Genomic DNA, 26,250 nt, shown 5'->3' with positions numbered 1-26,250 from the left:
GACAAACCCGGTACGGTTCAGGATGCACCAATGGTGGCAAACGATGCTGATGCTGCAAGACCTGATGATTCAGTTCCATTCACTTGTTGATTCACAACTTGGATGACCTGATCAGATAAACAGTAAGGACAAGTTAAACTCATAATATACATCTCCAAAAATGACAAAGGCTTACCGATTGGCAAGCCCTGAAAGTTGAAATAACTTTGTTTTCATCTAGATGATGTATATCTGAGATTATTTTCAAATCACTGAAAGGTACGCATTTTAGGACTGAGCTTTACACGTAAGTGTTGCGCTTCTTTCTCAGGGTTCACTAGATAAGCACCTGCATTACGAAGGTTACGAACCTCCACTGGATTATCCCGATGTATTCTACCAATACCAAGAATACCGAGCTCTCTATACTTAGCTATTTGCTTAGGATCATGACAGTTGAAATAACAGCCCTCATCATTAGTAATCTGCTTCCACAACTTCCCGACCTTATCCGCTATAGCCCATCCTTTTTGACGTTGATGCCCATTGAAGATTAACAACAGATGGCAATGATAACCTTTGGTTTCACCCTGCTCTAACGCCCATGCAGAATCGACTAAGTCATGAAACGGATCTTTACGCTTAGATATCGCTTTACGCAACTCTTCTAAATCTTGATAGAACATTTGGATATCGATGATATCGTGACAGCTTTGCAAATATGCAATATCCACTCTCACTACTTCTAACTTTGAATATCGACTAAGAGCTCTATCTAATTTTTTCGATAAAGATTCCAGATTACGTTTTTCGTTCTCACGATGCCTATGGAAATCTTTCAGCTGTCTACTCTGGTACCCCTTAAAGTAATTTTGATAGTAATCAAATGATTCACATTTCAACTCATCGACGACTTCATCAAAATCTAAATCATCAATATCATGCTCATCTAACCAATCACACCATGCATTGATATAACCAAAGTACTGAAAGCCTGAACGGTAAATATCATCAAAATGAATCAATAACTCTGCAAACTCTTCATAGAAATCCAATGGTTCATTCTCAGCCTTAATCCATAAGTTTGTAGTTACTTCTAGTTGGATTGTTAATTTAGACTCATTAATTGATTTACTCATGTTTAATACTCAATATGGAAATAGCTCCATATGACATGGGTAAACTGTATAAATATAAATTTTAGTTAGATTGTACTTAATGCTATAAGCTTATGAGTAGTAAGAGTATTAATCTCTATATGATATATATTTAATAATATTAATAACCTGCCATTACAAATTTGAATATTTGTTAGCCAAACAACATATTCAACCAATATTTTCAATTTTTTTTTCACAATATTTGAAGCTCTATTGATCAACAAGCATAATCGATAGAGCCTACTTTTGAAAAAGTTATGCGGTGAATATCAAGCATCAGCTTTATTTGATTTAGTGCTAGGCTTTCGCTTTTTTTTACGAGGTAACGTACCTCTGATAAGCCATTTAGGAGTATCTGAATAAAATGTATTATCTAACAGATCCTTATATACTATGTAAGGAGCCAAGTTATTGATAATAATATTTTTTAGTGGTTTATCAATTGATTCTACTAGCAACTCTTGATATGCCAACCCTTCTACAGAATTAAATATTTTTTTAACTCGGCACGAAGCCTTTAAATCTAATGGCGGTTGAAATGCCTCACTAGCCTTCTTGAGCGTTTCCTGCCATCTTTCACTAACAACATCCGCTAAATTAGAATAATTATTCAGTACTTCACGATCAAATACAAAAACAATATCGGCAAAGAATCGTCTTTTATCTGACACTTGGCTTGTATCATTTTCAACCCATGCCCCTACATACGCCCTAAGCTTAGATAATGGTGCTCTCCGTTTTCCCGCATGCAACATCTGATATAAAGCAGAACTTAGCCCTTTTTGTTTCATAAAGCCGTTCTTCATCTCACAGCTAAGTGAGCATCTAATTAAAACGCAATCGCGCTTAAAAGCCCCTCTCAAATAATTTTGGATTTTCTCGCATCGTTGCTCATGCCTTGGAATATTTATGTGCTTATTTTGCCCTAACGTAATAGCTATGGGACTATATATTGATTGAAATAGTCCCCCATAGTACTTAAAGTCTTCAATCTTAGATTTATAAAAATTAGCTCGTGTATGATCAAAAGGAAATGACAAAAAATCCTGATAGTCATATTTTCTGAACTGCCCGAAAAAATAATGCAATAGCCTTGATCGATAAACGCCCCCAATTCGAGTTCCCAGCGTAATAATAGAATCATGTTGCATGAGCAAATCTACAAATTGAAACAGCGTTCTTTCAACTATTTGCTGCGCTCGCATTTCATTAGGCTGTAAGGATCGCGAATATTTGACCGATAGCATAAAAATTTCAATTTTTTCTAGAAGCTTAAGCTCTGCTTCCGTTAACTTAAATGTTGCGTAAGATGACAAATTTTCTTGATATTGCAAAATAATATTCTTCAAATAGTCTTTGCTATAAGCATCTAAATGATTTTGTACCCAACACAAGTCGAATAAAGCATATTGAGTTAAATCACCTAATACACGATGTGGGTTAGGGTGCTTTTTGAACTTTTGTATAATGATATGCACGTTTTCATTAAAATTAATTTCGTGATTTTCCCGCCCAATAATGTCATCATTTGTAGACTTGAACATAAAGTCCTGATCCAATCTCACAAGAAAATCTAAACAATTCTCAATGAATATAGCTTTATTCTTTTCGTCGTAAAGGCATAGATTAAATTGCTTATTGAAGACCTCACTACTTGAATTAAAGTTATCATTCCAATTCATAATACTGACATCAATATTCAAGTCATATGATTTTAGAAGCTCATGGCACTGTGTTTTGATCTCACTTATTGTTCTATGTTCCGTGTAATCAGATGTTGTTTCAAATACCCATATACAGAAGTAGTCTAAGCCATTATTGTGACCATTCAAGCAAATATAATAATTACGTAATAACCCCTCAACTGAGATCTGCCGTAAAAGCTCATATCTCTTGCTATGAAGTTTTGCAATTTCATCATCTGCATTATTGCTATCAATTCGAATTACAGTACTTAAAACATGTAATTTTTTACCTATCTTAAGTAGCTCGTCTAAATCACTTAGTATTAAACTTTTCGTTTCTGAGAATTTTTCAGCTGGTATGCCATATCTTCTTAAATTATCAATGTAATGTTCATACCATATTTTCAAGAAATCATTCTGCCAACTCCCTGCATAAAATTGTCTGAATTGTTCCTGCCTCAGGAAATGTTGCTGCTGTTTTAGATTTGTTGATTTAGCAGTCCTATGGACAAAACTATCAAAGATTCGACCGAATTCAGTTAGTCTTTTATTTTTTAGACCCATTTGTAGCTGATCAAAGTTAGGCATTACATAAAGTTGATCTAGCGCTTTTCCTATACCCAATAGAAGCTGCTGACTTCTATATCGGCCTACTTGATTCGTTTGCTCACCGCAATGTAAGTGCCGAAACTCCGTTTCGATCTGTTCACACCACTGCAAAATATTTACCAATAAATTAATTGTTTCTTTATATGCACAACCTGCCTTGGGTTCTTGAGAGGAGAACGTATCCTTCATAGATTTAGAATACATGTAACCTAATAATTTATTGTAATTTGAAAGCTTCATACTATAAATATAACTATTTCAATAATCTAAGTTGTTGATAATATAAATTATAAAAACATTTTAAAACAGGTTTATCACATATATTTTAAGTAAATTAAATCATTTTTCACACATAGCAAATAAGCAATAAATATATTTATTAATACACTAATAATTAAGCAATACAGAAATGTTAGGTATAAAAAACCACGCCATCAGGCGTGGTTTTTTTACATATACTGAGTGACTTACTTCATCCATTCCTGCACCTTCTCCCCATACCATTCCATAATCATTACTCGTTCATCCCAATACTGTGCTCGGTTATAAGCAGCATGAATGTTGTTTTTGTCGCACAGGTGCAAGCTTACTAATCAATCCATAGTCTTATGCATCAACCGATCTAAATAGTCAGACCATGATTGCATCATCACCGTACGTTCTTCTAAATATTTTGTACGGTTGTATGCTCTTCCATGCATATCACGAACCTGATGAGCCAGTTGCTGTTCAATCCGCTCAATTGGAAATTTTAGAACCTCATCCAAGAGTGTTCTCGCAGTCGCTCTAAAGCCATGACCTGTCGTCTCACCATTTTCAAAACCATATTGTTTCAATCGTTTGTTAATCGTCGATTCGCTAATCGTTTTGGACTGATCCCGCATCGATACAAAGCAATACTCCGTATAACCTGTTATTTGGTGTAATTCTTTAAACAAGGTGATAACCTGATCTGACAGAGGAACAATATGCTGTAATGCGGTCTGATTCTTCGTTTTAGGAGGAGTGTATTTCCAAACCCGATTTTCAAAATCAATGTCTGCCCACTTGGCTCCTCTCAATTCTCCTGGGCGTACAAAAACATGGGGTAAAATTTTTACAGCATAATCTATCGCAATGTCACCACGGCCAACACTATTATTAATGTTACTCAATAACCGTCCTAGCTTCTGCTCATCTGTGATCGCAGATCTATGCTTGGTTTTACCAACTTTTAAGATTCCACTAATTTGGTCTGCCACATTAAATTGACATAACCCTAAAGCAATCGCATAACGAAAGACTTGAGATGCTTTGCTTCTCATGCGCTTTGCTGAATCTGTCTTACCCTGTCTTTCGTAAATACGACAAACTTCTAAAATTTGCGATGGTGTAATACTGTCTATTGGATAATCCCCAATTGCAGCATACAACTTACCCCAAACAAATTGATTCCTTCGTTGAGTACTAGGCTCTAACTCCTCTGTCTTTCTATATTCATCCGCGATTAAAGCGAAAGTATTTTTGCCTGATTTAGCTTCTTCTTCATTTTTCTTCACAACCGCTGGATCTATATTTTGGGCGAGTAATTCTCGACATTCAGTTCTTTTTGCTCGTGCATTTAGCAACGATACCTCTGGGTATATCCCAAAAGAAATGCTATTACGTTTTTTAGTGATTGGGCGAGCATAGTCCCACCTCCAATAGGAGTTACCATTTTTATCAATGATAAAAAATAGTCCTTTACCATCGGCTAGTTTAATTTGAACCTTGGTTGATAACTTTTTATGTGAATTTACAGCTGAACGAATCTGTGTATCTGTCAGATTTACAATTATTTTTGGCATTTTTACGGTAAGCCTTTGCAATAATTTTGAAATTACCGCAAAAATTACCGCAAAAAACTTAAATAACCTAAAACATGCTCGGACAATATCGGATAAGAGAAATACATAAGTTGTTTATTTTTAATGATTTTCGTATTTGATAGGATAAGATGAAACAAAGAAATGGTGCGCTCAGCGGGACTCGAACCCACGCCACAGGCTTCGGAGACCTGTACTCTATCCAGTTGAGCTATGAGCGCTTATATGAGGAGTGCGCACATCATAACAAAAAATCGCATAAGGTAAACAACTATATATAAGCTAGTGATTTTAGTGACTACGCTTTGAACAATCTTCTCACACCTTTATAAAAGAATTCCCACTCAATCACTTGGCTTATTTATACAGATCACTCACAATATCTCAATTTTTCACCATTTGAGATCTCCATGACTGATGCATTGACCTTAAGGGATTTGTCAAAGACCTACCGCAATGGCTTTCAAGCATTAAAAGGTATTAATCTGGATGTACCAGAGGGTGAGTTTTATGCCCTGCTCGGTCCGAATGGTGCAGGTAAATCTACAACCATCGGCATTATTAGTTCCTTAACAAGAAAAACCTCTGGGGCTGTTGAGATTTTTGGTCACAACTTGGATACCCACCCTTCTGAAGCGAAACAGTGTTTAGGCGTAGTACCACAAGAATTCAACTTCTCCCAGTTCGAGAAAACGTTCGACATCCTTGTTACACAGGCGGGTTATTACGGTATTCCAAAGAAAATTGCTCAAGAACGTGCCGAAGAATATTTAAACAAACTGGGTTTGTGGGAAAAACGCGCTACACAGGCACGTATGCTTTCAGGCGGGATGAAACGTCGTCTGATGATCGCCCGTGCTATGATGCATGAACCAAAACTGTTAATTCTGGATGAACCAACGGCGGGTGTCGATATCGAGCTGCGTCGCTCGATGTGGGACTTTCTGAATGAGATGAACAATAAAGGTACATCAATCATTCTGACCACTCACTACTTAGAAGAAGCAGAGATGCTGTGTCGCCGGATTGCAATTATTGACCGTGGTGTCATTAAAGAAGACACCACCATGAAGAACTTCCTCAATCAGCTAAATGAAGAATCCTTTATCTTCGATCTGGCTGAACCAATCGAACCTCTCCAGCTCGATATTATAGGGGTGAAGTTTAATCTGGTCGATCCAATGACATTGGAAGTCACTTTAGATAAAGCACATAGTATGAATGAGCTGTTCCAGTTACTCGAAGCACAGAACATCCAAGTACGTAGTATGCGTAACAAATCCAACCGTCTTGAAGAATTGTTTGTGAAAATGGTTGAGAAAAACCTCAATGGAGCTGCGCAATGAATTTAAATCAGCTTGGCGTTGCCCTCTATACCATCATTTATAAAGAAATCCGCCGCTTTATGCGGATCTGGCCCCAAACCCTACTTCCACCTGCCATTACCATGACTTTATATTTCGTGATTTTTGGTAATTTGGTGGGTTCACGGATTGGAGAAATGGGCGGCTTTAGCTATATGCAGTTCATTGTGCCCGGTTTGATCATGATGGCGGTTATTACCAACAGTTATGCCAACGTATCTTCCAGCTTCTTTAGCTCTAAATTTCAAAAGAGCATTGAAGAACTGATTATGAGTCCGGTACCGCTACATGCAATCCTGTGGGGCTATGTTCTAGGTGGCGTGGCACGTGGTATTTTGGTGGCAATTATTGTGACCAGCATGAGTCTATTTTTTACTGACTTATATATTACTAACTGGTTCGTCACTATATATACAGTACTCGTTACTTCGCTACTGTTTTCATTGGGTGGCTTTATTAATGCGGTATATGCCAAATCCTTTGATGACATCTCGATTATCCCCACTTTTGTGCTGACTCCCCTGACTTATTTAGGTGGTGTATTCTATGCTATCAGTGTTTTAAGCCCTTTTTGGCAAAATCTCTCTTTAATTAACCCGATCGTCTATATGGTGAACGCATTCCGTTTCGGCATTTTAGGTCATAGCGATGTCAATGTTTCCATTTCATTGGCTGTGATTACCTTCTGGTGTGCTGTGTTATACGGTATTGCTTACTATTTATTGTCTCGTGGTTCAGGAATGCGTGAATAATGAGTGTAGAACATTCTCTTCTTGGTAAAGACACCAACTATCCAACAGAATATCAACCCGAGATTCTGTACCCAATCTCACGTGCGCCTGCGCGTGAGAAATATGCTCATATTGAAGCTATTCAACAAGGTACGGACTGGTGGCATATTTTTGAAATATCCTGGTTAAATGCTGCCGGTGTACCACAGGTCGCAATTGGTCGAATGACTTTACCCGCATCTTCTCCAAACTTGATCGAATCCAAATCTCTTAAGCTGTATTTCAATAGCCTGAATTTTGCCAAGTTTGAGTCTAAATCAGCTTTTATTGCGACAGTCGAACAGGATTTATCTAAAGCCGCTGAAGCGGACGTAAAGCTAGATCTGTTCCATATAGATGAGCTGGACATTGCCAAGCCTGAAGGAATCTGCCTGGATGAACTGATCCCAAAACGTCTGGAAAATCATCCTGATGCGACGTTATTGGCTCTAGATAATAAAAGTGATGAAAATGTCGAAGTTCAGCTTTATTCACATTTATTAAGAAGTAACTGTCCAGTCACTGGACAACCAGACTGGGGTACAGTATTTATACGCTATCAAGGTAAAAAACCTTGTTATAAGAGCATATTGGCTTATATTATTTCGTATCGTCAGCACAACGGTTTCCACGAACAATGTGTGGAACAGATATTTGCCGATATCTGGCAAAATCTAAAACCGGAAAAGCTGATGGTATATGCGACCTATACACGCCGTGGTGGATTGGATATCAACCCTTGCCGTGTATCGGACTTCACATGGATGCCTCGCCCTATTCGTTTAGCGCGACAATAAGAAACATTGAGGTTTAATGATGCCTTTTTTTGGATTTATTCCTTCAGCAGAACTTTTAAATACAATTCAGACTGCACAGAAAAATAAAAACTCCAGCGAACCGCTGTATCCACTTCGTGACAAAACGGCATTAATGATCAATGATGAGATCATTGATGCCATTTTGACTGAACTTGTACGCAAGTTTCCAGCAAGTGATAAACGTGATACTGCGGAAAAACTGGCAGGATATATCAAGTCCACAGTAGCAGTCTTGCTCAAGCAGTTATTGGGCAAAGCTCCAAATGAGGTGGTACGTGAATCCATTGCCTTTTCTGAACGCAGTCTGTTTAAGGATCCTGAAGGCAACATCCGTATCGGTGAATCTCTGGATGCCAATTTGGTCACTAACCTTAAGTACCAGTTTGCTGAAGTAAAAGCAGGCAATGAAATCGACAAACAGACCTTGAGCAATCTCTATAAGGAGTTTGGTGAGGCGACTGTGCGTCATTTCATGGTGGATTTTAACAAAACCCTGGATCTGGGCATGATTAAACGTAAAGCGGCGGATATTGGTGCTTCTGCAGTGATCAAGGCAATCAACATTGCTGCGGATAAAATCATCCTGAAATTAAACAAGGATGAACTAAAGGCAATGGCGGAATACCACGATACTTTGTTCTATTCTTAATATAAGTTGATAAAAGAAGCCTGGCTGATGTCGGGCTTTTTTATTGCCAATGAAATAGCTTGTTACAGTAAATGCATCTTCACAAGAAAAATGCGTTAAAAATAGCCATACTTTGTCTCTTTTTGTCAAAGCAGTTGGATGTCATTATCCAGTCAATGTTATCTTTAATAGTCCTGAGCAATTGTGTTCTGTTTACAAGATTTTATCGATTTTTTGCCTCTTTTTTCGGGCATAAATAGAAGTGCAGGATGCCCCCTGTTGCCAACTCATTCATGAAATTGGAAATCACTGTCAGATGTTAAAACCACATTTTTATAAAAAACTTAAACGACTTTCTCTGGTATTCGCTGCACTAAGTTTTAGTAGTTTTAGCCAAGCCAATGATTTCCAAACGCATCCTTCTTATTCCGCTTTTAAAATCAAAACGATGCAACAGTATGGTTTAAGTAATGAACAGATTGACTGGGCCATGAATGGTACACGCAATTTGCCGAATGTGCTGAGCATCATGAGTCGTCCAGGTGAAAGCAAACCGTGGTATAGCTATAAAACCAATTTTCTGGCTGAAAGTACCATTCAGCGTGGTGTGCGTTTTAAACAGCAGTATGCCGATACCCTGAATCGTGCTGAACAGCAGTTTGGTGTACCACAGGCGATTATTCTTGGGATTCTGGGAGTAGAAACCGGTTTTGGTAGCAACAAAGGTTCTTTTATCACCCGTGATGCATTAGCCACTCTTGGATTTAATGGTGATCGCCGCAATGAATACTTTCAGGATGAGCTTTCTGCTCTGATTGCCTGGTCATATAAAGATGGGGTGCCAACCAACTCCGTAGTGGGTTCTTATGCCGGTGCGATCGGTTATCCTCAGTTTATGCCAAGCAATATTCCCAAGTTTGGTGTCGACTATGATGGCAATGGTCATATTGATCTTCGTAACTCTGCTGTGGACGCTATTGGTTCAATTGCCAATTATCTGGCTCAGCATGGCTGGCAACGCAACCAGCCAATTGCTTTCCCTGCACGTTATGCTGGTTCAAATCCGGATGCAATAATTGCCAAGGACCTAACCCAGCCAACACCCTATGGTGTATTAAAAACTCAAGGAATTAGTCCTATGAATCCGATCGTAAAAATCGACGATCTGGATTTGGTCAATGTCATTCAATTGCAAGAAAATTATGGGCCGATTTACTATATTACTTATCCAAATTTTCAGGTGATTACCACCTATAATCGCAGCCGAATGTACGCCACTGCTTTGTGGTTGTTAGGTACAGAAATCGTGAGTCGATAAGACTCTTATTTACCGCAAGACACAAAAGTCAACAAATATTTATGAGAAACAGTTCAAATTTTGGACTTTTTTCATACCTTGTTACAATTATGGTTATTTTTTAACCAATTATTGTTTATTTTACGTTCTTTTCAAGACTATTTTAATTAAAGACTAGACAGGCTATTGCCGGCATGAATATTATCCATTTCGTCAAATGTAGTTGCATAAGTTAAATATCAGGCTCGTTTACTTGGTTTTTCAGCACTTTAGATTAACCTTTTGAACCCGCTGCTAGGAGTTGATTCGATGCATTCTTCAATCAAATACTTAATGGCCATTGCCACGACCGTCACACTGACGCAGTCGCAGGCAGAATTGGTCCAGTCATCATCATTAAATAATGATAATGACCGTTCGCGTGTTGCCACACGTGTTCTGAATCGTGAAGCTCAAAGCTTCAATTCAAACTTTACAAATTTAAACAGCCTTTCAATCACTGAGCGTTCTGGCGATAAAGTTCGTCGTGAAACGATTGCAGCTAAAATTGAAATCCCTGAAGATGAGCCTTCAGTGATTGAAAAACTGAACACTGTTGCTTCCAACACAGTTCGTAAATTCAGCCAAACTGGTACAGCATCTTGGTATGGTCGTCAGTTCCACGGTCGTAAAACGGCTAGCGGCGAAACTTTCGACATGAACGGAATGACTGCAGCTCACCGTAGCCTCCCATTGAATTGTTACATTCGTGTGACTAACAAGAACAATGGTAAGAGTGTGGTAGTGAAAGTAAATGACCGTGGTCCATTCCATGGCAACCGTGTACTTGATTTATCTTATGGTGCAGCCAAGCAAATTGGCATCACCAATGCGGGTACTGCCAAAGTTAGTATTGAGCGTGTACAAGGGCCAAACTCTTAAGATTTAGCTTATTAACGCATTTGACCAAAAGCCACAGATAATGTGGCTTTTTTTATGGAATGATTTGCTGTGCTTAAATTAGAACTTATTTCAGGTGTACTGTTACTACTCTTATCCGCCCTGCTCGTCTATTGGTCTTTTTCCAATAAGCTGACTTCCTGACGAGTGCGTTTTGACCACCACCCTGTTCTGCTTTATATTTTAAGAAATAGAAGCAGCAGGAGTGGAAAATGAAAACTGTAACGGAATGGTTTGATGAATACAGCGACAGTCATCAGAACAAGACTAACAAGCTGATCCACTGGGTCTGTGTGCCCACTATCTATTTTTCTATTATCGGTATTCTTGCTTACTTCAGTGTATTACTCACTGCATTACTGGTTGTCTTGGCGATGATCTTTTATACGCGTCTTGATATTGTATTGGCGGTTGCTATGGCTGCACTGACTTTAGTTATGGCCTGGTTGATCTGGATCCTGCCAGTCGGCGTCGGTTTTTATATCGGGCTATTTGTTTTTGCCTGGGTTGGCCAGTTTTATGGGCATAAAGTGGAAGGTAAAAAGCCTTCTTTTTTTAAAGACCTTCAATTCCTTCTTATTGGCCCGATTTGGTGCATGGATGTGTATCTAGGTAAAGTAATTCCTTTTTGGAAAAGTCGCCAAATAAGCGAAATGAAGCGCATTTAGCGCTATTTCTCATTTTCCTTCATGGGAAGGACCTTATTGATAGGTTCTTCCTTGATGTTTTAACCAGCCATCAATGTGTTTTCGACCTGGATCATGATGGGTCCAATGAATGACACCTCCCTTTTCGCTATATTCATATTCACCAAAAAATTTGACCATGTCGCCTTTTTGAATATTTGAAATACGCGGTGCCAGATCAATATTATGAGCGACCAGCACGGTATGGCCATTGTTCAGTTCTAAAATAAACTTCTGATGACGAGACCCTTCATTATCATCTTTTAATATCGCAATCACCTCGCCTGTACCTTGAGCCTGAATATCACTTTGTCTTTGCTGATAAGCCTGTTGTATACGTGCAATACCCGTATCTACGGTATTAATATTTGCACGATCAGGCTGCTGTTTATATTGTTCAGTAGCTTCCTGTACGGGTGTGAAAGTATTGGTCTGTTGCCTGGACTCGGAAAGATCAAGTCCCAAATAAGCAGCAACCAGTAGTACGATGACTGCCCCAATCCCTATATTTGCTTTATTTGCCATCATTCTCTCCTGATCAGTAATGACTTAATCATAAAAAAAGCCCCATTAAATGGGGCTTTTTTTAACTCTTACCTAAAGGTAAAAATTATTGAGCAGCAGCAGCTTGAGCAGCAGCAACTTCATCAGCAAAGCTCATTTCAGCTTTCTTCTCGATGCCTTCACCCACTTCGAAGCGAGTAAATTGAGCAACTGTAGTACCAGTTGCTTTAAGGATTTCAGCAACTTTTTTGTCGTTGTCGATAACGTATTGTTGACGCTCAAGAACAACTTCGTTCAGGTATTTCTCAACAGAACCTACAACCATCTTCTCAACGATGTTTGCTGGTTTGCCAGATTCAAGTGCTTTCGCTTCAGCGATTTCTTTTTCTTTCGCAATTAGCTCAGCTGGAACTTGTTCAGCAGAAACTGCAACCGGGTTGAACGCAGCAACGTGCATTGCAATACCTTTACCAGTCGCGTCGTCACCTGTATAAGACACAACAACACCGATCTTAAGACCGTGTTTGTAAACTGCAAGGTTTTCGCCTTCAACAATTTTCGCACGACGTACTTGGATGTTTTCACCGATTTTTTGAACAAGCGCGATACGAGCTTCTTCAACAGTAGCGCCATCTTCAAGTTTAAGTTCAGCGATTTTAGCAACATCAGTTTCGTTAGCAGCAAGAGCAGCAGCAGCAACTTTAGCAGAGAAACCAGCAAAGTTTTCGTCTTTAGCAACGAAGTCAGTTTGACAGTTTACTTCTAAAAGAATTGCTTTGTTGCCTTCCTGAGCGATCGTGATCGCGCCGTCAGCAGCAATATTACCAGCTTTTTTAGCTGCTTTTGCTTGACCAGATTTACGCAGGTTATCGATCGCAAGTTCGATGTCACCACCAGCTTCTGTCAAAGCTTTTTTACATTCCATCATTGCAAGACCTGTACGATCACGCAATTCTTTAACCATGCTTGCTGTAACTGCAGTCATGTTTATCTCCTAAATTCGGTAGAAAATGAATTCTTTATAGAACAGAAACGGCCCAGAGGATTCTCATGGGCCGCCTGCATACACGACGCTTACTTTGCCACCATCACGTGTCGCAAAAATGACAAGCTAGCGTCTAACGCATTAAGCCTCAGAAGCTGGAGCTTCTTCTGCTTTAGCTTGTGCATTTGCTTGTGATTGAGCATATTCTTTACCAGCAAGAATCGCGTCAGCCATAGCAGAAGCATAAAGAGTAACTGCACGGATCGCATCGTCGTTACCCGGAATAACGTAATCTACGTTGTCTGGGTTAGAGTTTGTATCAACGATACCGATTACAGGAATACCAAGGTTTTTAGCTTCTTTGATTGCAATTGCTTCGTGATCAACGTCGATTACGAATAATGCGTCAGGTAAACCACCCATGTTTTTAACGCCGCCAAGACCGCGTTCAAGTTTTTCCATCTCACGAGTACGCTCAAGAGCTTCACGTTTAGTCAGCTTAGCGAAAGTACCGTCTTGAGATTGAGTTTGAAGGTCTTTTAGACGGTTGATTGACTGACGAAGAGTTTTCCAGTTAGTCAACATACCACCTAACCAACGGTGATCAACGTATGGTTGACCAGCGCGTTGAGCTTGCTCACGGATGATTGCAGAAGCTGCACGTTTAGTACCAACGAACAAAACTTTGTTCTTTTTGCTAGCCAATTGGTTAGCAAAGTTCAAAGCATCATTTAACGCAGGAACAGTGTGCTCAAGGTTGATGATGTGAATTTTGTTACGCGCGCCAAAGATGTATTGACGCATTTTTGGGTTCCAGAAACGAGTTTGGTGACCAAAGTGCGCGCCAGCTTGTAGAAGGTCGCGCATGCTTACGTTGTAATCTGCCATTTTCTTTACCTTAAAAATTTGGGTTAGGCCTCCATATATCCGCATTCTCCACCCTTGCGGGCACCCAGAGTAATGTGACGATATATGTGCGGATTTTTAATACACCATTCATCAAGCTACGCAAATATATTCACGAAAAAGCATTTGATAAAATGGGCGGCTATTTATACCATAGTCGCACACAAATTTCCAAAAGTTTTTAGAGATCATGAACACTACTTATCAAGCTCCCCGTCGTTTAATTAAATCCGCTGAAGATATCGAAAAGATGCGTGTAGCTGGACGACTGGCGGCAGAAGTTTTGGATATGATCAAACCGCATATCAAACCAGGTGTATCAACGCTTGAATTGGATACGATTTGTCATGACTATATTGTAAATGTACAGAATGCGATTCCAGCATGTCTGGGCTATGGCGCAGCGCCAGGCCGTCCTGCTTTCCAGCATACCATCTGTACATCAGTCAACCATGTGGTCTGTCACGGTATTCCCTCTGAAGGCAAGATCCTGAAAAAAGGCGATATTCTTAATATTGACGTGACTGTCATCAAAGATGGTTTTCATGGCGATACCAACATGATGTACATCGTGGGGGGTGAAACTTCTATTCTGGCGAACCGCCTATGTAAAGTCGCTCAAGAAGCGATGTATCGTGGGATCGCAGTAGTTAAGCCAGGTGCAACCATGGGTGATATCGGTCATGCGATCCAAAAATATGTGGAATCTGAACGTTTTAGCGTAGTACGTGAATACTGCGGTCATGGCATCGGTACCACTTTCCATGACGAACCGCAGGTGCTGCATTATGGCCAGCCAAATACCGGTATGATCTTAGAAGAAGGTATGACATTTACGATTGAACCAATGGTCAATGCAGGTGTTTGGCAAACCAAATTGCTGGGTGACAAGTGGACGGTTGTGACCAAGGATCACAAATTATCTGCGCAATATGAGCATACTCTTTTAGTAACAAAACATGGCGTAGAAGTCCTGACTGCCCGCCCTGAAGAAGATTTGTCACGTTTTACGGCATAATCCTTACAGGAAGCACACAAAAAAGGTTACCCACAGGTAGCCTTTTTTATTTTATATTTCACATATTTTATAGATTTCAAGTTTAGCCTGAAAGCCTTCAGTTACTGCGCCTTAACATCGAAGTTCAAGATAAACTTCGGCTATCAAAACACTTTTTCCGTAAAGTTTTATAAATTCTTTTGCCTAATGTGCACCAATATAGGCTAAGATATTGTGCTTTTTATTTTTTAATCCCTATAAGAAGGAATACCGCCGTGGACGTACGTCTCTCTGATCGTGTAAATGCCATCAAACCGTCCCCAACGCTTGCTGTGACTAACAAAGCTGCTGAACTTAAAGCTGCTGGTCATAACGTAATTGGCTTGGGTGCAGGTGAACCAGATTTTGATACACCACAACACATCAAAGATGCAGCAATTGCAGCGATTAACAACGGTTTCACCAAATACACCGCTGTAGACGGTACGCCAGGTCTTAAAAAAGCCATTATTGCCAAATTCAAACGTGACAACAACCTTGACTATGCAGCAAACCAGATCCTGGTTTCTTGTGGTGGCAAGCAATCATTCTTTAACCTGGCACTTGCCTTGTTAAACAAGGGTGATGAAGTCATCATCCCTGCACCATTCTGGGTAAGCTACCCTGATATGGTAATCATTGCTGAAGGTGTTCCTGTTATTGTGAAATGTGGTGAAGAACAACGTTTCAAAATTACTCCTGAACAATTAGAAGCGGCGATCACTGATAAAACTCGTCTAGTGGTATTGAACAGCCCTTCTAACCCGACTGGCATGATCTATACGAAAGCTGAACTAGAAGCCTTAGCTGCAGTACTGCGTAAATACCCAGAAGTGTATATCGCATCTGATGACATGTATGAACCAATCCGTTGGGATGACGAGTTCTACAATATCGCAACTGTTGCTCCAGACCTTTATGACCGTACAATCGTATTAAACGGTGTGTCTAAAGCCTATGCAATGACAGGCTGGCGTATCGGCTACGCAGCTGGTCCTGCGAAACTGATTGGCGCAATGAAGAAAATCCAGTCTCAATCAACTTCTAACCCGACTTCAATTTCGCAAGTTGCTGCTGAAGCTGCATTGAATGGTCCTCAAGACGTACTTGAGCCAATGATTGAAGCATTCAAACGTCGTCATGACCTGGTTGTAAAAGGCTTAAATGATATCAATGGTATTTCTTGCCTACCTGCGGACGGTGCATTCTATGCATATGCAAACATCAAACCATTGATTCGTGCCAAAGGTCTTAAATCTTGCACAGAATTCTCTGCTTGGTTACTGGAAGAAACTGGTGTTGCAGTCGTTCCTGGTGATGCATTCGGTCTAGGCGGCTTCATGCGTATCTCTTACGCAACTGCTGACGAAGTACTGGTTGATGCACTTGCTCGTATCAAGAAAGCTGCTGATTCAATCGAAGGCGTAGATGCTGCGATTGCTTCTATCGAAGCTGAAAAAGCTGCTAAATAATTTAGAGACTTTCTCAAGTTTTTAAATAAAAAACCCGCGTTTATCGCGGGTTTTTTATTTGTTCTCTTTAAATTTAACCTTAAATTTTGCACTTTCAAAACTAAAATTATGAGCGATCCGAATTAAACATCTCGATGACTTCAGCTTCAGTCATTTTTTGGGTTTGATTATTAAATAAATAGAAGGCTGGCTGGTGATCCACATAGATCTCTAGATTAAAATCCAGATCCTCAGGTAATTCCTCCAATGTAAAAACATTGATATTGGCAAATGAGTGATCTTTGGTTCGCCAAAAAATAAAAGTACCACAAACACTACAAAAGCCGCGCTCCGCCCATTCTGAAGAGTTAAAGACAGATAAATACTGCTGATCGACAAAATGAATATCTTCGATATCAATAGCCATTAATGGCCCACCGGTTTGGCGGCGACACATCGAGCAATGACAGGCAGCAACTTCATGATTCCTGAGTTGTACTTCAAACTGAGTCGCACCACATAAACATCTTGCTTTCATCAGTATTCCTCATTGATCTTATTTTTTATATTTATTTTTAAGCCAAGGTATAAACCCTGCATACTCCAATCATACAATTTTTAATTGATGCCTGAGCCTCCATCCATCTAGAATTTAAAGATCATTCCAAAATCTAAAATAACAAGAGCAAGCAATGGATATCAAGAATCTATCAGGTTTACAGATTATGCAAGAAATGTGTAATGGCAACCTGCCGATGCCTTCTATGGCAACAACCATTCCCATGAAACCTACTTTAATTGAAAGTGGTCAGGTCACGTTTGAGGTGCAGGCAGATCAACACCATTTAAATCCTTTAGGCGGTGTACACGGGGGCTTTGCTGCAACAGTACTGGACACCGTAACAGGCTGTGCAATTCATACCGTTTTAGAAGCAGGCGCAGGATATGGCACGATTGATCTCAATATTAAAATGTTTCGCCCCATTCCCCAAAACAGACCATTGACGGCTATTGGTCAACTCATTAATACCAGCAAAAATCTTGCAATCTCAGAAGGAAAAATTATCGATGAAGATGGCAAGCTTTATGCTCATGCAACAGCCACCTGTATGATTTTTCGTTAAAAACTTCTAGTTTAAGAAAGACTTAAAGCATACCCCACTTCGCCTGTGGTGCTTGAACAGCTTTTGGTTGAGTCAAAGCCTGATACTCAAAATAATGTCTAGAGACATTCGCCAGACTTAATTCTTGAGTCTGTGCAGTAGATGTCTGCCAAACTTTAGACTGATTTGAACCCGTAATGAGATTGCCCGAAATAGCATAAATACACAGATCTTTTGGCTGTATTTCAGGCGCATTCAGGAATACTTCAAAGCTAAATTGGCGTTTCTTCTCAACCAGCCATTTTTCTGCAAACCACAATTGTAACAAGTCACCCAAATACAACTGTTTTGCAGCTAAGGGCCATAAACGGATTTCAGCGCCATGAACAGGAGTAAAATATTGGGTAAAATCTTGAATAATATCAAGGTAGTTTTCTTGATAGAAAGACAGTTGGGCGAAAATTTGAGGGATAGTGAGCGTATTCATTCGCTTTCTCCGGTTTAGCCATTTTTGTGCTGGCAAGTAGGTTTAAATCCACACTGTTTGACCATCTGGTCAAACGACTTTATATTTTCAATTTAGCAATTCGCTTATGCGCTGACAAGCTTTTTTTGAATTTTAAATTTGATTGTCTAAATTAAAATCAGAAAAACTATATTTGCAATAAATATAGAAGTTTTTGCTTGACCCCTGTCAAAATCCCTCTATAATCGCATTCAGATTCTCCCATAGCTCAGTCGGTAGAGCGACGGACTGTTAATCCGCAGGTCCCTGGTTCGAGCCCAGGTGGGAGAGCCAAATTCAAGAAAGCCCAAGCATTTTAGACTTGGGCTTTTTTTATTACTTTAAGCTTTATTCACATAAAAACTTTTCATCTCCCCCTTCTCTTTCCTCCATGAAACTAAAATGATCGTGATTGATAAACATACTTCCATCAGATATGAAGGATTTTATTTTTAACTCGTACATTTTTTTAACAATTAATATTTAATATTTAATATATCCCTAGGTAGAGTTGCCTTTAAATCCACACAGTAATAGTAGACATTTAAAATTGCTTAGGCTATTTTTTAAACTTAAAAGACACTGAGCTATACTTTCGATAGATATAAAAAATCCCCCATTTTGGAGGATTTTTTTTAAGGATGCTTTAAGCAGCTTTTACTGGTACACCACTATGGAAGCGGAACATCTCATCTGGACTGAGAATCAGATTCTTTTCTACTTCACGAATATGTTCAATACGCGCCTGAATATCTTCTTTTGGATTTTTCAGTTTTGCTGTTTTCGCTACATCCATAGCGAGTGCTAGATAGTCCTCAAAATGGCGAGATTCGGATTTGAGCAGGTAACGGTAATAACGCCCAAGTTCTTCATCCACATGCGGTGCCAGTGCATAGAATCGCTCACAAGAGCGAGCTTCTACAAAGGCACCAATGACTAACACATCAATCAGCGATTCCGGTTCATAAGTACGGATTTCTTTGCGTAAGCCACCAGCATAGCGTCCTGCACTGAGACCAGTCCACTGCTGACCACGCTTGTTCATGAATTCCAACACCTGTTCATAGTGCAGCATTTCTTCGCGTACCAGCTGTGCCAGCTTTACCTGTAAGTCTACGAAAAAGCTATAACGAAACATCAGGTTCATTGCAGTACTGGCAGCTTTCTTCTCACAGTTGGCATGATCCTGCATCAGGATCTCCAGATTCTGTAAGGCTTCATCCAACCAGGCTTTAGGAGTTTCACAACCCAGAAAACCAATGACTGGTTTCATGAGTTCATCATAATCAATATTCGACATAACTTTTCAATCTTAACGTGCAGCTTTAATTGCAGCCTTCATTTGTTGTACAGCTTGTGCCAGACCAACAAAAACTGCATCTGCAATAATCGAGTGACCAATGTTTAATTCATGAATTTGTGGAATCGCAGCGATTGGAGTGACATTATCCAGATTCAGACCATGCCCGGCATTTACCACCAGACCTTTAGAAGCAGCATATTCTGCCCCTTTGATAATGCGCTCTAGTTCAGCTTTTTGTGCTTCAGGTGTTTCAGCATCCGCATAAGCACCGGTATGGATTTCAATCGTTGGTGCACCACACGCGACCGCAGCATCAATCTGGGCAAAGTCAGCATCAATAAATAGTGACACATCACAGCCAATCGCAGACAGTTCTTGAGTAGCCTTCTTTACATCTTCAAAATGACCAACCACATCCAGACCGCCTTCAGTAGTGACTTCCTGACGTTTTTCAGGCACGAAACAGACATGCTGCGGCTGAATTTCTTTAGCAAAAGCCACCATTTCATCAGTCACAGCCATTTCCAGATTCATATGCGTGGTCAATACCGGACGCATACGACGTACATCATCATCCTGGATATGACGACGGTCTTCACGTAAATGCAAGGTAATGCCCTCTGCACCCGCCTGTTCGCAGATCAATGCAGCATTGACTGGGTCTGGGTACGTCGTACCACGTGCTTGTCTTAAAGTTGCGACATGGTCAATATTGACACCAAGTAATGCAGCCATAATATTTTCCTAACTACGATTGAGATTGAGAATTTTGGATCCACAATTGTCGACTTTTCAGTGGTCGGTCACCAAGTAAGGCGGTAATCACCTGTCGATAAAGCTTCGTCAATAATTGTAACTGTTCTGGATTAAAATCCCTACCGTTTTCATAGCTCAACATAGTTAAAATCTGCTGTCCCGACATGGTTGAACGTGAGGCTTTGGCAGAGGGCATGAAACCATCATTGAGCTGAAAATAGTAATGCTGTTGAGGAGCGATAACTGCCTGATTCGCATCAACTGAAAAGTCCAGACCATAACCAAGTTCTTCCAGCAAAACATGCTCAAACTGGCGCAAGATCTGCTTGAGATAGGTATTCGGATCAGTTTGTGTAGAAAGCTGCTGTAAAGCCACTAAAGTTTCGCCATATTTGGCATAAGTCTGCGGCATTTCTACTTCGAGTGGGCAAAGTCGCAGCAGAATCTCGTTCAAATAAAATCCTGAAAAGAATGCATCCCCAAAAAAGAAAATAGGCTGATTGACAATTTCGAGTTTAGTAAAATTTTTGAGTTCAGATTTACCAGACGCTTGCAAGCTGATTGGCTGATATTGCGGGGGTGGCGTCTGTCTTAAAATCCCATCGATACGGCCATATTCCTGAGTAAATAAATGCACGATATGGCTGCGATCACGATATTTTCGGTGATGAATCAGGTATCCATGCAGCACTTCATTACGCATAGGCTGTTTCTTTAATCTTTATTCTTTTTTGAATTTTTCTCATCTTCTTCGTCATCCCCATCCGGAATGGCGGCGCCCACAACAGCCACAGTACCTTTGACTGCGACTTTTGTAGTTTTATAAGCAACTTTCACTGGAACGGTCACAACTTTATGAATACAACCCTGCAAGAATAAAATACATGCAGTAATTGCCAGCAATTTCATCATGATCCGTTCCTGCAAAATTAAATATCGCTATAACCTAAGCTTTTTAATGCTCGTTCATCATCAGACCAGCCACCTTTGACTTTCACCCAAAGTGTCAGCATGATTTTCTGTTCGAACATTTTTTCCATATCGACACGTGCATCCATGCCAATTTTTTTCAACTTAGAACCTTTTTCACCAATCACAATGGCTTTCTGGCCAGGACGATCAACAAAAATCGTCGCATCAATATAGGTACATGCCGGTTTCATGCGACCGGTTTTCTCATTCAGGGTCGGCTCTTCCGTTTTAAAGGATTCGATCTGAACAGTCAGGTCATATGGCAGCTCTTCGCCCAACTGACGCATGATCTTTTCACGGATAATTTCAGATGCCAGGAAGCGCTCTGAACGGTCAGTCAGCTGATCCAGTGAATATAACGGTGGCTGGAATGGCAGATAATTCGCAATCGTTGTACGCAGATGCTCAAGGTTAGCACCACGAAGCGCAGAAACCGGTACGATTTCAGCAAAGTTCATCAGCTTGGCACGTTCTTGAATCAAAGGTAATGCATGGTTTTTATTTTCTAGTGTATCAATCTTATTGATCACTAGAATGACCGGCATATCCGCATTTTTCAGCTTTTCCAAAACCAGGTCGTCGTTTGGCGTCCACTTATCTGCATCAACAACAAATAAAACCAGGTTTACATCACGCAATGCAGAATGCGCAGCGCGGTTCATCATTTTATTGATGGCACGTACTTCTTTCTTGTGCATCCCTGGAGTATCCACAAATACTGCCTGAGATTTCTCACGTGAATCAATGCCTACAATCTTGTGACGTGTGGTTTGTGGCTTACGTGAAGTAATCGAAAGTTTCTGGCCCAAAATATGGTTCATCAAGGTTGATTTGCCCACGTTTGGACGACCAACAATCGCAACAAAACCACTGCGGTAATCCGAAGGGATTTCAGTGCCTTGTTCGCTAAAAAATTGACTAATTAAGTCATTGCTGTCGCTTTGCGACTCGTGATCAGCATCGATGTGATCGGAATGAGTAGTCATTAAGACTTATGCTCCAATAGTTTTAAAATTTCCGCTGCAACTGCTTGTTCAGCGAAACGGCGACTTGAACCCTCGCCGATCAGGATAGGTAAGTCCTCAATCCGGCACTCCACTTTGAAATGCTGGTTTGGGGCATCACCTTGAATATCTACAACCTCGTAAACTGGGAGAGGTTTCTTACGTGCTTGTAAATACTCTTGTAAGCGAGATTTAGGGTCTTTAAGCTGATCGGTCGGCTCAATATGGTCTAAATACGGTTCGTACCATTTTAACACAATCGGCTCTAACACGGTGAGATCACCGCAATCGACATAGATCGCACCAATAATGGCTTCTACCGTATCTGCCAGTATAGACTCACGATGATGACCGCCAGATTTCAATTCACCGGTACTGAGAATTAAATTCTGGCTCAGCTTTAAATCATTGGCGATTTTTCCTAATGCTTCCTGACGAACCAGAGTCGCACGCATACGCGTTAAACGGCCTTCATTTTCGTGTGGATAAGCAGTGAAGAGATAATTGGCAATGATCATCCCTAAAAGCGAATCGCCCAGAAATTCCAGGCGCTCGTAGTTGTGTTTATGACTGACTGAACGATGGGTCAATGCCAGTTTCAGCAAATCAGCCTGTTTAAACTGATAGCCGATCCGCTTGGCAAGACGTTCATCATTTAGCTTTGACTGTGCTTTGATCAAACTCTTTCTCAAACTTCATCACTAAATCGATATTCATTAGAAAATTCTTGCGAACTTCATAATTCTTTCTTACGACCATCGCTTGCGCATTGTCGAGAATAACATTCTGCTTAATGTCAAAATCGCGAATATTATTCATCTCTAAACGCTTAGACAGTTCCGAATTAAATTTCTCCGGCGTGATATTTGCAGGAGCTGTTTTTAGTACCTCCTCAATCTGGCTATCTACTAGGCGATCATCGAAATACGGTCCCCATACCGCAATTGCGATTTTTGCCAGAAAAGCAAACCCCATAATTGCAAACAATATTGCAATATACGATGCACCTTGTTGATGTCTCATTTTTATTTTCCCAATTGAAACAATAAATTAGTCAATTGTTCCGTTTCGGCTAAACGAAGGTAATTTAAAACCTGATTCTTTATGCATCCATACATAGAATGCGCGACCGGTTAAATTTTCTTCCGGAACAAATCCCCAGAAGCGACTGTCAGCACTTTGATCACGATTATCCCCCATCGCAAAGTACTGACCTTCTGGTACTTTTACTTCCCAATATAAACCATTTTCACCTGAATATTTACCATTTTCCACAAAGTTGATAAATGGTGCCTGACGCGCCACATTTACCCCTTCAAGCTCACGCATGGTAAAGGTATGCTTACCTAAAGTCTCTTTGTGATAAATTGATTCAGGCGTATCTAAACGGTCTTTTTCACGGCTAAATTCAACAGGAACTTTAGTGACTTTTTCACCATTAATAATCAATTGACCATGATCATAAACGATATGATCACCCGGCAAACCTACAATACGTTTGATATAGCTAATGCCAGGTTGTGGTGGATAACGGAATACCGCTACTTCACCACGTTCTGGACTTCCAGTATCAATAATTTTGCTATTGATGATGGGCAGACGCACACCATAATCGAATTTATTGACCAGAATGAAGTCACCTGTTTCCAGGGTGGGCACCATGGAATCAGATGGAATATTAAAAGGCTCGTACAAGAATGAACGCAGAACCAGCACAACGGTCAGCACTGGCCAGAAGTCATAAGCCCAGGTAATGATAAAATTTTCATTGCCCTTGCCTTTGGTCTGTCGCTGTTTCAGAACAAACTTATCAAGCAGCCATATTGCAATAAAAAACAGCGTGGCAGGAACAAGAATTAAATTAAAATCAAAATCCATGGGCTTATATCCTTATTATTTTAGCGTTCGACTTTTAATACGGCTAAGAACGCTTCTTGTGGGATTTCTACGCTACCCACCTGCTTCATACGTTTCTTACCTTCTTTCTGTTTAGACAGAAGTTTTTTCTTACGTGACACGTCACCACCATAACACTTTGCCAATACGTTTTTACGCATCGCTTTTACAGTAGAACGGGCAATAATTTGTGCACCAATGGCTGCCTGAATCGCGACATCAAACATTTGACGTGGAATCAGGTCTTTCATTTTTTCAACCAGGGCAATACCACGGTGACGTGCATCCTGACGGTGACAGATCATTGCCAAGGCATCCACTTTGTCACCATTGATCAGGACATCAACTTTAACCAATGATGAACTTTCAAAGCGCACAAAGTTATAGTCCAGTGAGGCAAAACCGCGTGAGCAAGACTTCAGTTTGTCGAAGAAATCCATGACCACTTCAGCCATCGGAATTTCAAAGGTAATGGATACCTGATTACTCATGAACTTCATGTCTTTTTGCACGCCACGGCGCTCAACACACAAGGTCATCACATTACCCAAATATTCTTGTGGTACTAAGATATGACATTCTGCAATCGGTTCACGCAGGTCTTCTACTGTTGAACCGTCTGGCATTTTTGATGGACTGTCGACATAGATCGTTTGGCCATTTTTCATCACCGCTTCATAAATTACAGTCGGTGCAGATGAAATCAGATCCAGATCGTATTCACGTTCTAAACGCTCCTGTACGATCTCCATATGCAGCATACCCAAGAAGCCACAACGGAAACCAAAACCAAGTGCATCTGAACTTTCAGGTTCAAAGAACAAGGCAGAGTCGTTAATCTGTAATTTTTGCAGCGCTTCACGGAAAGGTTCAAAGTCACTGGCATCAATCGGGAACAGACCTGCATAAACCTGAGGTTTTACTTTCTTGAAACCTGGCAACACTTCAACATCTGGAGTAGAGGCAAGTGTGATCGTATCACCAACTGGCGCACCAAAGATGTCTTTAATGCCCGCAATCACAAAACCTACTTCACCCGCTTCAAGCATATCGGTTTCGGTATGCTTTGGATTGAAGATACCTACTGAAGTAATGATGTGCGTCTGACCAATTGATTTCATCAACATCTTGTCGCCTTTACGCACACGACCCTGTTTCACACGAACTAAAGACACAACGCCCAGGTAGTTATCGAACCATGAGTCGATAATCAACGCTTGCAGCGGTGCATCACGGTCACCTGTTGGCGCAGGAATCACATTCACCAGAGTTTCCAGCACACCTTCAATACCCAGGCCCGTTTTTGCAGAACAGGTCGGCGCTTCAGTGGCCTCAATACCAATAATATCTTCAATTTCCTGAATTACACGCTCAGGTTCAGCCTGCGGCAAATCAATCTTGTTCAGAACTGGCAATACTTCCAGACCTTGCTCAATTGCGGTATAGCAGTTTGCAACAGACTGTGCTTCTACACCCTGTGCTGCATCTACAACCAGCAATGCACCTTCACACGCAGCAAGCGAACGCGATACTTCATAAGAGAAGTCTACGTGTCCCGGAGTATCAATGAAGTTTAGCTGATATTCCTGACCATTCGGGTGTGTGTAGTACAAGGTCACCGATGCCGCTTTAATGGTAATCCCACGTTCGCGTTCAAGTTCCATAGAATCGAGAACCTGAGCCTGCATTTCACGATCCTGCAAACCACCACAGGTTTGAATGAATCGATCCGCCAGGGTCGATTTACCGTGGTCAATATGCGCAATAATCGAGAAGTTACGAATGTTTTTAATATCAACAGATTTTTTAGCTTGCGCCATGGGCTACCTTGAGAAAAAACGCGCCATGCAATATAAAAGGATTGCACAACAAAAGCCGAATAGAAATTGCCGAGGATTATAGCAGAATGCAGTTACAGAAAAAGAATTATATTTTCGTCGCTCATTCCACTAATTTGTTTGCCATGAAATCGCTCTAACCAAGTTTTGGCAATATCAGAGCGATTGTCATTAAATACATACAACCACATTTAAGTCTGCTTCATTACTGA

27 protein-coding genes and 2 tRNA genes are annotated in these 26,250 nt (G+C 40.4%); 11 read left to right on the top strand and 18 right to left on the bottom strand.

Annotated features, from left to right (window positions below; all coding sequences use genetic code 11):
* Positions 1 to 248: 248 nt before the first annotated feature.
* The 4 genes from BK820_RS05965 to BK820_RS05950 form a co-directional block, all read right to left on the bottom strand.
* Positions 249 to 1,118: a YagK/YfjJ domain-containing protein gene (locus BK820_RS05965; RefSeq protein WP_071320390.1), complete on the bottom strand. Its 870-nt coding sequence runs from the start codon at positions 1,116 to 1,118 to the stop codon at positions 249 to 251.
* A gap of 290 nt (positions 1,119 to 1,408) precedes the next feature.
* Entirely contained in the window at positions 1,409 to 3,622 is a 2,214-nt protein-coding gene (locus BK820_RS05960; protein WP_143045187.1) for a hypothetical protein, read from the bottom strand.
* Between the two features lie 404 nt (positions 3,623 to 4,026).
* Positions 4,027 to 5,259, bottom strand: a complete 1,233-nt coding sequence (locus BK820_RS05955; protein WP_034675482.1) for a tyrosine-type recombinase/integrase — start codon at positions 5,257 to 5,259, stop codon at positions 4,027 to 4,029.
* Between the two features lie 163 nt (positions 5,260 to 5,422).
* A tRNA-Arg gene (locus BK820_RS05950) sits at positions 5,423 to 5,498 on the bottom strand.
* A gap of 189 nt (positions 5,499 to 5,687) precedes the next feature.
* Here BK820_RS05950 and BK820_RS05945 point away from each other — a divergent pair.
* The 7 genes from BK820_RS05945 to BK820_RS05915 all read left to right on the top strand — a co-directional run bounded on the left by BK820_RS05945 (position 5,688) and on the right by BK820_RS05915 (position 11,761).
* Entirely contained in the window at positions 5,688 to 6,623 is a 936-nt protein-coding gene (locus BK820_RS05945; protein ID WP_071320388.1) for an ABC transporter ATP-binding protein, read from the top strand.
* Positions 6,620 to 7,393, top strand: coding sequence for an ABC transporter permease (locus BK820_RS05940; protein WP_004815236.1), 774 nt, complete (start codon positions 6,620 to 6,622; stop codon positions 7,391 to 7,393). The genes BK820_RS05945 and BK820_RS05940 overlap by 4 nt, the downstream gene beginning before the upstream one ends.
* Positions 7,393 to 8,208, top strand: a complete 816-nt coding sequence (queF, locus tag BK820_RS05935) for an NADPH-dependent 7-cyano-7-deazaguanine reductase QueF (RefSeq protein WP_071320387.1) — start codon at positions 7,393 to 7,395, stop codon at positions 8,206 to 8,208. The genes BK820_RS05940 and queF overlap by 1 nt, the downstream gene beginning before the upstream one ends.
* Positions 8,209 to 8,227: 19 nt before the next feature.
* Positions 8,228 to 8,878, top strand: coding sequence for a hypothetical protein (locus BK820_RS05930; protein ID WP_071320395.1), 651 nt, complete (start codon positions 8,228 to 8,230; stop codon positions 8,876 to 8,878).
* A gap of 295 nt (positions 8,879 to 9,173) precedes the next feature.
* On the top strand, positions 9,174 to 10,175 hold the full coding sequence (gene mltB, locus BK820_RS05925; protein ID WP_071320386.1) for a lytic murein transglycosylase B: 1,002 nt from the start codon (positions 9,174 to 9,176) through the stop codon (positions 10,173 to 10,175).
* A gap of 288 nt (positions 10,176 to 10,463) precedes the next feature.
* Positions 10,464 to 11,075 carry a septal ring lytic transglycosylase RlpA family protein gene (locus BK820_RS05920; protein WP_004815231.1) on the top strand — a complete coding sequence of 204 codons (612 nt, stop codon included), beginning with the start codon at positions 10,464 to 10,466 and terminating at the stop codon, positions 11,073 to 11,075.
* A gap of 230 nt (positions 11,076 to 11,305) precedes the next feature.
* Positions 11,306 to 11,761: an Mpo1 family 2-hydroxy fatty acid dioxygenase gene (locus tag BK820_RS05915; protein WP_071320385.1), complete on the top strand. Its 456-nt coding sequence runs from the start codon at positions 11,306 to 11,308 to the stop codon at positions 11,759 to 11,761.
* Between the two features lie 33 nt (positions 11,762 to 11,794).
* Here BK820_RS05915 and BK820_RS05910 read toward each other — a convergent pair whose 3' ends face one another.
* The 3 genes from BK820_RS05910 to rpsB all read right to left on the bottom strand — a co-directional run bounded on the left by BK820_RS05910 (position 11,795) and on the right by rpsB (position 14,156).
* Positions 11,795 to 12,304 carry a DUF3465 domain-containing protein gene (locus tag BK820_RS05910; RefSeq protein ID WP_071320384.1) on the bottom strand — a complete coding sequence of 170 codons (510 nt, stop codon included), beginning with the start codon at positions 12,302 to 12,304 and terminating at the stop codon, positions 11,795 to 11,797.
* Between the two features lie 85 nt (positions 12,305 to 12,389).
* A complete protein-coding gene (gene tsf, locus BK820_RS05905) occupies positions 12,390 to 13,268 on the bottom strand; it encodes a translation elongation factor Ts (protein ID WP_004815225.1) in 879 nt (292 codons plus the stop codon).
* Positions 13,269 to 13,409: 141 nt separating this feature from the next.
* A complete protein-coding gene (gene rpsB, locus BK820_RS05900; RefSeq protein ID WP_004892292.1) occupies positions 13,410 to 14,156 on the bottom strand; it encodes a 30S ribosomal protein S2 in 747 nt (248 codons plus the stop codon).
* Positions 14,157 to 14,364: 208 nt separating this feature from the next.
* On the opposite strand from rpsB, the gene map reads away from it, so the two are divergent.
* Both map and BK820_RS05890 read left to right on the top strand, forming a co-directional pair.
* Entirely contained in the window at positions 14,365 to 15,192 is an 828-nt protein-coding gene (gene map, locus BK820_RS05895) for a type I methionyl aminopeptidase (RefSeq protein WP_004892289.1), read from the top strand.
* Positions 15,193 to 15,446: 254 nt separating this feature from the next.
* Positions 15,447 to 16,682, top strand: coding sequence for a pyridoxal phosphate-dependent aminotransferase (locus BK820_RS05890; protein ID WP_004815219.1), 1,236 nt, complete (start codon positions 15,447 to 15,449; stop codon positions 16,680 to 16,682).
* Positions 16,683 to 16,788: 106 nt separating this feature from the next.
* On the opposite strand, the gene BK820_RS05885 is transcribed toward BK820_RS05890, so the two are convergent.
* On the bottom strand, positions 16,789 to 17,199 hold the full coding sequence (locus BK820_RS05885; RefSeq protein WP_071320383.1) for a GFA family protein: 411 nt from the start codon (positions 17,197 to 17,199) through the stop codon (positions 16,789 to 16,791).
* 154 nt (positions 17,200 to 17,353) lie between these two features.
* Between BK820_RS05885 and BK820_RS05880 the strand changes: the two genes are divergently transcribed.
* Complete coding sequence (locus tag BK820_RS05880; RefSeq protein ID WP_071320382.1) at positions 17,354 to 17,785, top strand: PaaI family thioesterase; 432 nt, start codon at positions 17,354 to 17,356, stop codon at positions 17,783 to 17,785.
* Between the two features lie 22 nt (positions 17,786 to 17,807).
* Here the strand turns inward: BK820_RS05880 and BK820_RS05875 are convergent, their stop codons facing one another.
* Positions 17,808 to 18,251, bottom strand: a complete 444-nt coding sequence (locus tag BK820_RS05875; RefSeq protein ID WP_071320381.1) for a hypothetical protein — start codon at positions 18,249 to 18,251, stop codon at positions 17,808 to 17,810.
* 236 nt (positions 18,252 to 18,487) lie between these two features.
* On the opposite strand from BK820_RS05875, the gene BK820_RS05870 reads away from it, so the two are divergent.
* Positions 18,488 to 18,563: transfer RNA gene (locus tag BK820_RS05870), tRNA-Asn, on the top strand.
* A 352-nt stretch (positions 18,564 to 18,915) separates the two neighbouring features.
* Here the strand turns inward: BK820_RS05870 and BK820_RS05865 are convergent.
* The 9 genes from BK820_RS05865 to lepA are packed head-to-tail and all read right to left on the bottom strand — an operon-like array spanning position 18,916 to position 26,020.
* Entirely contained in the window at positions 18,916 to 19,569 is a 654-nt protein-coding gene (locus tag BK820_RS05865; protein WP_008307646.1) for a MiaE family protein, read from the bottom strand.
* A 12-nt stretch (positions 19,570 to 19,581) separates the two neighbouring features.
* Positions 19,582 to 20,307, bottom strand: a complete 726-nt coding sequence (gene pdxJ, locus BK820_RS05860; RefSeq protein WP_004815207.1) for a pyridoxine 5'-phosphate synthase — start codon at positions 20,305 to 20,307, stop codon at positions 19,582 to 19,584.
* Positions 20,308 to 20,320: 13 nt separating this feature from the next.
* Positions 20,321 to 21,031 (bottom strand): DNA repair protein RecO, encoded by a 711-nt coding sequence (recO, locus tag BK820_RS05855; RefSeq protein WP_004815205.1) that lies wholly within the window; start codon positions 21,029 to 21,031, stop codon positions 20,321 to 20,323.
* 11 nt (positions 21,032 to 21,042) lie between these two features.
* Positions 21,043 to 21,240 (bottom strand): NF038104 family lipoprotein, encoded by a 198-nt coding sequence (locus BK820_RS05850; RefSeq protein ID WP_004815201.1) that lies wholly within the window; start codon positions 21,238 to 21,240, stop codon positions 21,043 to 21,045.
* A 17-nt stretch (positions 21,241 to 21,257) separates the two neighbouring features.
* Positions 21,258 to 22,286, bottom strand: a complete 1,029-nt coding sequence (gene era / locus BK820_RS05845) for a GTPase Era (RefSeq protein ID WP_004815199.1) — start codon at positions 22,284 to 22,286, stop codon at positions 21,258 to 21,260.
* Entirely contained in the window at positions 22,286 to 22,984 is a 699-nt protein-coding gene (gene rnc, locus BK820_RS05840) for a ribonuclease III (protein WP_004815197.1), read from the bottom strand. The genes era and rnc overlap by 1 nt, the downstream gene beginning before the upstream one ends.
* Positions 22,956 to 23,327, bottom strand: coding sequence for a DUF4845 domain-containing protein (locus BK820_RS05835; protein WP_071320380.1), 372 nt, complete (start codon positions 23,325 to 23,327; stop codon positions 22,956 to 22,958). The genes rnc and BK820_RS05835 overlap by 29 nt, the downstream gene beginning before the upstream one ends.
* A 27-nt stretch (positions 23,328 to 23,354) precedes the next feature.
* Positions 23,355 to 24,182, bottom strand: a complete 828-nt coding sequence (lepB, locus tag BK820_RS05830) for a signal peptidase I (RefSeq protein ID WP_005222760.1) — start codon at positions 24,180 to 24,182, stop codon at positions 23,355 to 23,357.
* A 20-nt stretch (positions 24,183 to 24,202) separates the two neighbouring features.
* Complete coding sequence (gene lepA, locus BK820_RS05825; RefSeq protein ID WP_071320379.1) at positions 24,203 to 26,020, bottom strand: translation elongation factor 4; 1,818 nt, start codon at positions 26,018 to 26,020, stop codon at positions 24,203 to 24,205.
* Positions 26,021 to 26,250 lie beyond the last annotated feature (230 nt).

Origin of the sequence: Acinetobacter sp. LCT-H3 (genome assembly GCF_001866125.1) — a bacterium.
Classification (GTDB): domain Bacteria; phylum Pseudomonadota; class Gammaproteobacteria; order Pseudomonadales; family Moraxellaceae; genus Acinetobacter; species Acinetobacter schindleri.
The sequence above is the reverse complement of the archived record's forward strand: the minus strand, read 5'-3'. Positions and strand labels throughout refer to the sequence as shown.

Excerpts from the sequence above, each read along its gene's own strand:
- recO (WP_004815205.1), bottom strand. The coding sequence starts at position 21,031 with ATGCGTAATGAAGTGCTGCATGGATACCTGATTCATCACCGAAAATAT.
- queF (WP_071320387.1), top strand. The coding sequence starts at position 7,393 with ATGAGTGTAGAACATTCTCTTCTTGGTAAAGACACCAACTATCCAACA.
- map (WP_004892289.1), top strand. The coding sequence starts at position 14,365 with ATGAACACTACTTATCAAGCTCCCCGTCGTTTAATTAAATCCGCTGAA.
- BK820_RS05885 (WP_071320383.1), bottom strand. The coding sequence starts at position 17,199 with ATGAAAGCAAGATGTTTATGTGGTGCGACTCAGTTTGAAGTACAACTC.
- BK820_RS05960 (WP_143045187.1), bottom strand. The coding sequence starts at position 3,622 with ATGAAGGATACGTTCTCCTCTCAAGAACCCAAGGCAGGTTGTGCATAT.
- BK820_RS05930 (WP_071320395.1), top strand. The coding sequence starts at position 8,228 with ATGCCTTTTTTTGGATTTATTCCTTCAGCAGAACTTTTAAATACAATT.
- lepA (WP_071320379.1), bottom strand. The coding sequence starts at position 26,020 with ATGGCGCAAGCTAAAAAATCTGTTGATATTAAAAACATTCGTAACTTC.
- tsf (WP_004815225.1), bottom strand. The coding sequence starts at position 13,268 with ATGACTGCAGTTACAGCAAGCATGGTTAAAGAATTGCGTGATCGTACA.
- era (WP_004815199.1), bottom strand. The coding sequence starts at position 22,286 with ATGACTACTCATTCCGATCACATCGATGCTGATCACGAGTCGCAAAGC.
- BK820_RS05955 (WP_034675482.1), bottom strand. The coding sequence starts at position 5,259 with ATGCCAAAAATAATTGTAAATCTGACAGATACACAGATTCGTTCAGCT.
- mltB (WP_071320386.1), top strand. The coding sequence starts at position 9,174 with ATGTTAAAACCACATTTTTATAAAAAACTTAAACGACTTTCTCTGGTA.
- BK820_RS05915 (WP_071320385.1), top strand. The coding sequence starts at position 11,306 with ATGAAAACTGTAACGGAATGGTTTGATGAATACAGCGACAGTCATCAG.
- BK820_RS05940 (WP_004815236.1), top strand. The coding sequence starts at position 6,620 with ATGAATTTAAATCAGCTTGGCGTTGCCCTCTATACCATCATTTATAAA.
- BK820_RS05880 (WP_071320382.1), top strand. The coding sequence starts at position 17,354 with ATGGATATCAAGAATCTATCAGGTTTACAGATTATGCAAGAAATGTGT.
- BK820_RS05850 (WP_004815201.1), bottom strand. The coding sequence starts at position 21,240 with ATGATGAAATTGCTGGCAATTACTGCATGTATTTTATTCTTGCAGGGT.
- lepB (WP_005222760.1), bottom strand. The coding sequence starts at position 24,182 with ATGGATTTTGATTTTAATTTAATTCTTGTTCCTGCCACGCTGTTTTTT.
- BK820_RS05910 (WP_071320384.1), bottom strand. The coding sequence starts at position 12,304 with ATGGCAAATAAAGCAAATATAGGGATTGGGGCAGTCATCGTACTACTG.
- rpsB (WP_004892292.1), bottom strand. The coding sequence starts at position 14,156 with ATGGCAGATTACAACGTAAGCATGCGCGACCTTCTACAAGCTGGCGCG.
- pdxJ (WP_004815207.1), bottom strand. The coding sequence starts at position 20,307 with ATGGCTGCATTACTTGGTGTCAATATTGACCATGTCGCAACTTTAAGA.
- BK820_RS05875 (WP_071320381.1), bottom strand. The coding sequence starts at position 18,251 with ATGAATACGCTCACTATCCCTCAAATTTTCGCCCAACTGTCTTTCTAT.
- BK820_RS05835 (WP_071320380.1), bottom strand. The coding sequence starts at position 23,327 with ATGAGACATCAACAAGGTGCATCGTATATTGCAATATTGTTTGCAATT.
- BK820_RS05965 (WP_071320390.1), bottom strand. The coding sequence starts at position 1,118 with ATGAGTAAATCAATTAATGAGTCTAAATTAACAATCCAACTAGAAGTA.
- BK820_RS05920 (WP_004815231.1), top strand. The coding sequence starts at position 10,464 with ATGCATTCTTCAATCAAATACTTAATGGCCATTGCCACGACCGTCACA.
- BK820_RS05945 (WP_071320388.1), top strand. The coding sequence starts at position 5,688 with ATGACTGATGCATTGACCTTAAGGGATTTGTCAAAGACCTACCGCAAT.
- BK820_RS05865 (WP_008307646.1), bottom strand. The coding sequence starts at position 19,569 with ATGTCGAATATTGATTATGATGAACTCATGAAACCAGTCATTGGTTTT.